7 protein-coding genes are annotated in these 8,014 nt (G+C 60.1%); 2 read left to right on the top strand and 5 right to left on the bottom strand.

The features are described from left to right. Positions 1–21: 21 nt before the first annotated feature. From KBF66_RS17920 to gabT, 5 genes are all read right to left on the bottom strand, one after another. Positions 22–846: an ABC transporter permease gene (locus KBF66_RS17920; protein WP_296660684.1), complete on the bottom strand. Its 825-nt coding sequence runs from the start codon at positions 844–846 to the stop codon at positions 22–24. 4 nt (positions 847–850) lie between these two features. Beyond that, the gene (locus tag KBF66_RS17915) at positions 851–2,095 is read right to left on the bottom strand and encodes an ABC transporter permease (RefSeq protein ID WP_296660679.1); all 1,245 of its coding nucleotides are present in this window, start codon (positions 2,093–2,095) and stop codon (positions 851–853) included. 30 nt (positions 2,096–2,125) lie between these two features. After that, positions 2,126–3,154: an ABC transporter substrate-binding protein gene (locus tag KBF66_RS17910; RefSeq protein ID WP_296660674.1), complete on the bottom strand. Its 1,029-nt coding sequence runs from the start codon at positions 3,152–3,154 to the stop codon at positions 2,126–2,128. Between the two features lie 59 nt (positions 3,155–3,213). Continuing rightward, positions 3,214–4,299: an ABC transporter ATP-binding protein gene (locus tag KBF66_RS17905; protein WP_296660670.1), complete on the bottom strand. Its 1,086-nt coding sequence runs from the start codon at positions 4,297–4,299 to the stop codon at positions 3,214–3,216. A gap of 80 nt (positions 4,300–4,379) precedes the next feature. Next, positions 4,380–5,672, bottom strand: coding sequence for a 4-aminobutyrate--2-oxoglutarate transaminase (gene gabT, locus KBF66_RS17900; protein ID WP_296660667.1), 1,293 nt, complete (start codon positions 5,670–5,672; stop codon positions 4,380–4,382). Positions 5,673–5,822: 150 nt separating this feature from the next. Here gabT and KBF66_RS17895 point away from each other — a divergent pair, with 150 nt between their 5' ends. Further along, positions 5,823–7,220 carry a PLP-dependent aminotransferase family protein gene (locus tag KBF66_RS17895; RefSeq protein WP_296660664.1) on the top strand — a complete coding sequence of 466 codons (1,398 nt, stop codon included), beginning with the start codon at positions 5,823–5,825 and terminating at the stop codon, positions 7,218–7,220. A gap of 8 nt (positions 7,221–7,228) precedes the next feature. Further along, positions 7,229–8,014 (top strand): alpha/beta fold hydrolase (locus KBF66_RS17890; protein ID WP_296660661.1); only part of this gene is annotated, 786 nt, incomplete at its 3' end.

Here is an 8,014-nt window from a genome sequence, read left to right as displayed (position 1 = left end):
GTTGGGGGGAGTGGGGGAAGATCAGCGCCGTCTCCCTCTTAACCACTCCAATCCCAGCATCAACGCCGTGGTAAAAATGATCAGCAGCGTGGCCACCGCCGCGATGGTCGGGTTGATGTTTTCCCGAATGCCGGTGAACATCTGGCGGGGCAGCGTCACCTGCTGCGGCCCGGCAATGAACAAGGTCACCACCACCTCGTCAAATGACGTGGCAAAGGCAAACAAGGCACCCGAAATGACACCCGGCGCAATGATCGGCAGCGTGACGCGAAAGAACGTCTCGAGATGCCCGGCCCCCAGGCTCAAGGACGCACGGATCAGGTTCTCGTTGAAACTCTGCAAGGTTGCCAGCACGGTGGTCAGCACAAAAGGCGCACCGAGCGCCGCGTGCACCAGCACCAGCCCCAGATAACTGTCATTGAGCCCCAGCTTGGCAAAAAACAGATAGGTGCTCACCCCGACCACCACAATCGGCACCACCATCGGCGCAATCAGCAGGCTCATCAGCGCGCCTTTGCCCCAAAAGTTGACCCGTGCCAGCCCCACCGCGGCCATGGTGCCCAGCACGGTGGCCAGAACGGTCGCCAGCGGCGCGACGATGAAGCTGTTGCGCGTGGCACGCGCCCATTCTTCGCTGGAGAACAGGTTGTCGTACCACTGCAGCGACCAGCCCGGCATCGGATACGACAAAAACGAGCTGGAACTGAACGACAGCGGCATGATGACCAGAATCGGCAGCAGCAAGAACAGCAGCACCAGCACCCCCACGCCGCGCAGGGCATACCAGCCTATTTTGTCCAGCAGAGTGGCATACGCCGGGAAGATGGGGCGGGCAGGTAAAGACATCGGTTTACCCCAGGCTCAGTTCAGATTTGACGACGCGGCGGTACACCGCGTACAACACCAGAGTGGCGGACAGCAGCACTGCCCCCAGGGCACAGGCCATGCCCCAGTTCACGTTCACATTGGTGTACTGCGCGATGTAGTAACTCAGCATCTGATCGTCAGCGCCGCCCAGCAGCGCCGGCGTGACGTAATAGCCAATACTCAAAATAAACACCAGCAAGCCGCCGGCACCCACGCCCGGCCAGGTTTGTGGCACATACACCCGGAAGAACGCCGCCAGCGGTGAAGACCCCAGCGACACCGCGGCGCGCAGATAGCTCGCGGGCACCGACTTCATCACGCTGTACAACGGCAAGATCATGAAGGGCAGCAGGATGTGCACCATGGCAATCACCACGCCCAAACGGTTAAACAGTAGCGGCAGTGGCTCGCTGATGAAACCCAGCTCAAGCAGCGAGCGGTTCACCAGCCCATTGGATTGAAGCAGCACGATCCACGCCGCCGAGCGCACCAGAATCGAGGTCCAGAACGGCACCAGCACCAGAATCATCAGAATGTTGGCCTGCCGTGGCGTCAAGGTCGACAGCCAATACGCCAATGGGTAACCCAGCAGCAGGCAAAAAATCGTCACCGTGGCACTGATGCTGAAGGTGCGCAGCAATATCTTGAAAAATGCCGCGGCATCGGCGTCCACTTTCACAATGTCGCCATGTATATCGCGCTTCAGATCGACCGAGGTCAGCAAGTAGTCGGGTGTCCAGCGCGAGCCATTTTTTTCAATGGCCTGCCAGAAACCGGGTTCGGCCCAACGCGGGTCAAGTTCGAGTACCTTGGCCTTGACCTGGGCGGGTGACAGGTTGGCCTCAAACGGCAAGGCACGGTAAGTGCTCATGATCAGCGAACGTGCACCGCTGATCTCGCTGTTGAGACGCCGTGCCAGATTGCCAGCATCGGCCTGCTCGGTGATGGCCGACAAATCGGTGATCAGCGCCGCGTAGGCCTGATCAGGTGGGGCCGAGGTGCGGTCCCACTTGTCCAGCGCCTCCACCGTGTGGCGCAGGGTGCCTGCCACCTCGGCGTTTTCCACCGCGCGAATCAGCAATGCACCAATCGGCACGATGAACGTCGCCAACAAAAAAATCAGCAGAGGCAGGGTCAGGGAGATGGCAAACGTCTTCTTGCGGCGCTGCGAACGCCGCAACTGGCCCGGCAATTCGCCAACCACACCACTAAAGACGGGGGCTTTCATGCCATCTCTCCTGTCAGCCGCTGGCGCCGCTTATTGCGCAGCCCAGGCCGCAAAACGCTTTTCCAGCGCTTCGCCCTGATCGGCCCAGAAACTCACGTTGAACTGCAGCGCCGTCTTGGCATTGGCTGGCGAAGTGGGCAACTGGCCCAACACCTTGGCATCGAGCTTGGCAAGCGCCTTGGTGTTGGTCGGGCCATACGAGATGTTCTTGGCGTACTCGGCCTGCGCGTCGGCACTGCTGGCCAGGGCGATGAACTTCAGAGCTGCGTCCTTGTTGGGCGTGCCCTTGGGCATGACCCAGTAGTCGAGGTCATAAATGCCACCGGTCCAGGTGATCTTGAGGTTTTTACCCTCGCGCTGGGCGGCGTCGATGCGGCCGTTGTAAGCGGTGGTCATGACCACGTCACCCGCCACGAGGAACTGCGGTGGCTGTGCACCGGCTTCCCACCACTGGATGTTGGGCTTGAGTTCGGTAAGCTTTTTGAACGCACGGTCAGCGCCGTCTTTGGTCATCAAAACCTTGTACACGTCGGCCACCGGCACGCCGTCAGCCATCAGGGCAAATTCAACGTTGTAACGGGCACCCTTGCGCAGCGCGCGCTTGCCAGGGAATTTTTTCACGTCCCAAAAGTCAGCCCAGGTGGTGGGCGCGGTCTTGAGCTTGTCGCCGTTGTAGGCCATCACAGTGGACCAGACAAAGGTGCCGATGCCGCACTCGTGAATGGCAGCGGGCTGAAAGTCGGCCTTGTTGCCGATCTTGCTGTAGTCCAGCTTCTCGAACAGGCCCTCGTCGCAGCCACGGGTGACGTCAGGGCTTTCAACTTCGACCACATCCCAGGTCACTTTTTTGGCCTCAACCATGGCCTTGATCTTGGCTTGCTCGCCGTTGTATTCGACGCCAACGACCTTGTTACCCGTCGCCTTTTCATAGGGGCCAAAGTAGGCGACTTTCTGGGCATTGCCGTTGGCACCGCCGAAGTTGACCACAGTGAGGTCGGCTGCCGTCGCGGCATACGAGGTGAACAGGGCGCAAGCGGCCACGATGGGGGTTAGTTTCATTGAAGAGGCTCCTAGTTTTTAGGGGGTAAAAATAACAGGGACAGGAAATTGCAAGCGGGTCACAGATAGACACGCAAATGCTCGGGGGGTAAGTGCAGCCAGACCTGGTCGCCCGTTTGCGGCACGGTCTGGCTGGTCAGCGCAATCTTCACGGTGGCTTCCGCCTGACGCTCGACTTTGCAGCGCAGTCTCAGGTGGTCACCAAAATAAATCACATCATCGACGCTGGCCTGCAGGCAATTGGCAGAGGGCCGGTCGGTGGCAAAGTGGGCATGAATGCGCTCGGGGCGGATGCAGGCTTTGACCGGACTGTTGCCCGTGGCCTGGTTCACGTTCACACCGCTTACCACACTGCCGCACGGCAACTGCACCGTGCAGGAACCATCGGCGGTCGCGCTCACCTGGCCGTCAAAAACGGTGTTGTCGCCGACAAAGCCGGCAACAAAGCGGTTCACCGGGGTTTCGTACAGCTGGGTCACCACGTCAATCTGCTGGATCAGCCCGTCGTTGAACACCGCCACCCGGTCGGACATGGTGAGCGCCTCGGACTGGTCATGTGTCACATAGACAAAGGTCAGTCCCAGCTTGCGATGCAGCTCTTTAAGCTCGATCTGCATGTGTTCGCGCAGCTGCTTGTCCAGCGCGCCCAGCGGTTCGTCCATCAGCACGAGTTGCGGATTGAACACCAGTGCACGCGCCAGCGCCACGCGCTGCTGCTGGCCGCCTGAGAGCTGACCCGGAAAACGATCGCCCTTGCCGCCCAGGTGCACCATGTCGAGCGCCTTTTTTACCCGCGCCTCGCGCTCGGGTTTGGCTACTTTGCGCACTGACAGGGGGTAGGCCACGTTGTCGGCAATGGTCATGTGCGGAAACAGCGCATAGTTCTGGAACACCATGCCAAAGTTGCGCTTGTGCGGTGGCGTCTTGGTAATGGGCTTGCCTGCCAGAAAAATCTCGCCCGAGGTGGGCGACTCAAACCCGGCCAACATCATCAGGGTGGTGGTTTTGCCTGAGCCCGACGGTCCAAGCAGGGACAGGAACTCGCCGCTCTGGATGTTCAGGTTCAGGTCCCGCACCACCAGCGTGTGGCCGTCATAGGTTTTTTGCACGCCGGTAAAGCGCACCAAGGGGTCGTTGGATGCCATTATTTGCTATTTCTAATAGAGCTACCAGCGCATGGTGTATATGGGCTGGAGCCTGTTTTTACATGCAAATAGTGTGCCAGTTAGGCGATCGCAGCAAGGCTGGCTTCGATAATTGCCAGACCCTCGTCCACAATGGCATCGCTGGCCGTCAGCGGCACCAGGATACGCACCACATTGCCGTAGGTGCCACAGGTCAGCAGGATCAGTCCGCGTTGGGTGGCCTCAGCCGCCAGCGCCTTGGCCAGATCTGCATCAGGTTGGTGCACGTCACCGCCTTTGCACAATTCAATGGCCACCATCGCACCCAAACCGCGCACCTCGGCAATCCGTTTGTCTTTGCCCGCCATGGCTTTAAGGCGGCTCATCAGGTGTTCACCCAGCGCTTTGCTGCGCGTCAGCAAGTTGTCTTTTTCAAACACATCGAGCACTGCCAGCGCCGCCGCGCACGCCATCGGGCTGCCCGCGTAGGTGCCGCCCAGGCCGCCGGCGGCGGGGGCGTCCATCACTTCGGCGCGACCGACCACACCCGAGATCGGGTAGCCGCCAGCCATCGACTTGGCCATGGTGATCATGTCAGGGGCGACACCGCTTTGCTCCATGGCAAACCAGGTGCCGGTACGGCCCGCTCCGGTCTGAATCTCATCGGCAATCAGCAGAATGCCGTGCTGGTCGCACAACGCGCGCAGGCGCTGCAAGAACTCGGTGGGAGCCACGTTAAAGCCACCTTCGCCTTGTACTGGCTCGACGATGATGGCCGCGACCCGGCTGGCCTCCACATCGTTCTTGAAAATTGACTCGACCGAGGCGATCGAATCATCCACGCTCACACCGTGCAGCGCATTGGGGAACTGGGCGTGGAAGATCTCGCTGGGGAAGGGGCCAAAACCCAGCTTGTAGGGTGCCACCTTGCCGGTCAGGCCCAAGGTAAGCAGCGTGCGGCCGTGGTAGCCGCTGGTAAAGGCAATCACGGCACTGCGTTTGGTATACGAGCGGGCAATCTTGATGGCGTTTTCAACCGCTTCTGCCCCGGTGGTCAAGAACAGCGTCTTTTTGGCAAAGTTTCCCGGGGCCAGTGCATTGATACGCTCGGCCAGTTCCACATACGACTCGTAGGCCAGCACCTGAAAGCAGGTGTGCGTGAAATTGTCGATCTGCGCTTTAACCGCTTCAACAATTTCTGGGCGGCAGTGGCCGGTGTTGAGCACGGCGATGCCACCGGCAAAGTCAATGTAGCGCTTACCCTCCACATCCCAGATTTCGGCATTCTCGCCGCGCGCAATGAACACCTCGTGGCTTTGTCCCACGCCACGCGGGATGGCGGCGCGCCGGCGGGCCATCAGGGCCTGGTTGGTTTTTTGGGTCTTGGTCAGCATGGGTGTTTCTCCGAAAAAAGTGGGGCCGCTTGGCAAAGTTGCGTGACTGTAGTGATGTTGCACCGATGCAACCATATACAGTTCAGTCTTTTTCAGGGATGTACTGTGCCGCATCGGCGGCCTGTACAGTTCACACCTGACGCTGCCATCATGCTGACCCTCCATCCCCAAAGCACTGTTCCACTGGTCACACAGATCGTGACCGGGTTTCGCGCCGCAATCGACGGCGGCGACATGCGCGCGGGCTCCAAGGCGCCGTCGATCCGCCAGTTCGCCCACGCCCACAACGTGAGTGTCTTCACGGTGGTCGACGCTTACGACCGACTGGTGGCGCAGGGTTACTTCGCTTCGCGGCCACATTCAGGCTTTTTTGTGAAGCAGCGACCCAACAAAGTGACCGAACTGCCCGGCCACGGTCCGAATTTCAGTTTCGATTCGATGTGGTACCTGCGCCGCATTTTCGAAAACCGCGCCCTGCGCCTCAAACCAGGTTGTGGCTGGCTGCCCGGCGACTGGCTGTTTCAGGACGGCGTGCGCCGTGGCCTGCGCAGTCTCGCGGCGGATGATGTCGATCTGAGTGGTTATGGAGAACCCAAGGGTTACCTGCCCTTGCGGCAACTGGTACGTGACCTGCTGGCCGAGCAGGAAATCTCGGTTGGCGTGGAACAGGTGCTGCTGACGCAAGGGTCCAGTCAGGCCATGGATCTGGTGGCGCGCCGCTTGGTGCGGCCTGGTGACGCCGTGCTGGTGGATGACCCGGGTTACCCCAACCTGTTGTTTTCGTTGCGGTTCCTCGGTGCCCAGCTGGTTGGTGTGCCGCGCACGGCGGCAGGCTACGACCTGTCGGCACTCGAAAAACTCATCATCGAACACAGCCCCAAGGTGTTCTTTACACAGCCCAGACTCCAAAGCCCGACCGGATCGGTCGCCCAGCTATCGCATTTGCATCGGGTCATGCAGTTGGCCGACAAATACAATTTTCTGGTGGTGGAAAACGACATCTATGCCGATCTTGACCCTGAGCCTCGTCCGTCACTGGCCAGCCTGGATCAGCTGAACCGGGTGATCTACATCAGCAGCTTCTCGAAAACCATTTCCCCCAACATTCGGGTGGGTTACCTGGCGGCCAATCCGGACCAACTCGAAGATCTGGCGCAGTTGAAGATGATCTCAGGACTGACCTCGAGCGAGTTCAGCGAGCGACTCGCGCATGGCGCCTTGATCGATGGACGCTGGCGAAAACATGTCAAAGGCCTGCGCGAGCGACTGGCCAAAGCCCATAGTGCAACCGCCTCCAAACTCCTCCAACTTGGTTTTGAGTTATTCAACGAGCCCAAGGCGGGCATTTTCATCTGGGCCAGACACCCGGGTATCGCCGACTCCGCAGAACTGGCTTACAAAGCCGTCGAGCAGGACATTCTGCTGGGTCCGGGCCACCTGTTTGACGCCGAGTTGCAACCCAGCCCATGGATGCGGTTCAACGTGATCTTTTGTGATGAACCGGCCCTGTACACCTTCCTGCAAACATCGATCAGCGCCACCGCTTGATTTTGCCCATGTATTCTCCTCAACGTTTATCGACCCTGGAACATATTCAGGTGCGTGGCCTGCGTATCGGTGTGCGGCGCTGGGGGCCCGCCGATGCGCCCAAGCTGTTCTTCCTGCATGGCTGGATGGACTCGTCACCAACCTTTCAGTTTTTGGTGGACGCGCTGCAGGGGGCGTGGCAGGTGATCGCACCGGACTGGCGGGGTTATGGTGCATCACAATGGCTGTCACACCCCTATTGGTTCCCAGACTATTACGCCGACCTGCACGCGATTCTGGCCCATTACAGCGATGGGCCTGCGTGCCTGGTGGGACACAGCATGGGTGGCAACATCGCCAGCATCTATGCCGGGCTCAGGCCCGATCGGGTGTCTCGGCTGGTGATGATGGATTTTCTGGGTCTGCCGGTCCCGACCGATCCCGATGGCTCCACGCCGCTAGGCCATTGGCTGGACGAAGTCTTTAAAACGCCCGCGCTGCGAACCTACCCAAACCATGAGGCACTGGCGCAGCGCCTCATGGCGGCCAATCCACGATTGACGCCCGCGCGGGCCGGGTTTCTGTCACGGTCGGTCAGTTGTGTGGTTGACGATGGCCTGGTGACCATGGCCTGCGATCCGTGGCATCGGGTGCCCTCGCCAACGCTGTACCGGGTGGAGGACGCCATGGCCAGCTGGCGACGGGTGACAGCACCGGTGCTGATGCTGCTGGCCGATGAGGGTTATGTGCAACAGCGCTTTGCCAGTCAGCCCGAGGAGTTTCAACGCCGCCTGCAGTGCTTTCGGCACCAAAAG

This window comes from Rhodoferax sp. (assembly GCF_018063565.1).
Taxonomy (GTDB): Bacteria; Pseudomonadota; Gammaproteobacteria; order Burkholderiales; family Burkholderiaceae_C; genus Rhodoferax.
The sequence above is the reverse complement of the archived record's forward strand: the minus strand, read 5'-3'. Positions and strand labels throughout refer to the sequence as shown.

Coding starts and splice junctions, on each gene's coding strand:
- KBF66_RS17910 (WP_296660674.1), bottom strand. CDS start 3,154: ATGAAACTAACCCCCATCGTGGCCGCTTGCGCCCTGTTCACCTCGTAT.
- KBF66_RS17915 (WP_296660679.1), bottom strand. CDS start 2,095: ATGAAAGCCCCCGTCTTTAGTGGTGTGGTTGGCGAATTGCCGGGCCAG.
- gabT (WP_296660667.1), bottom strand. CDS start 5,672: ATGCTGACCAAGACCCAAAAAACCAACCAGGCCCTGATGGCCCGCCGG.
- KBF66_RS17905 (WP_296660670.1), bottom strand. CDS start 4,299: ATGGCATCCAACGACCCCTTGGTGCGCTTTACCGGCGTGCAAAAAACC.
- KBF66_RS17895 (WP_296660664.1), top strand. CDS start 5,823: ATGCTGACCCTCCATCCCCAAAGCACTGTTCCACTGGTCACACAGATC.
- KBF66_RS17920 (WP_296660684.1), bottom strand. CDS start 846: ATGTCTTTACCTGCCCGCCCCATCTTCCCGGCGTATGCCACTCTGCTG.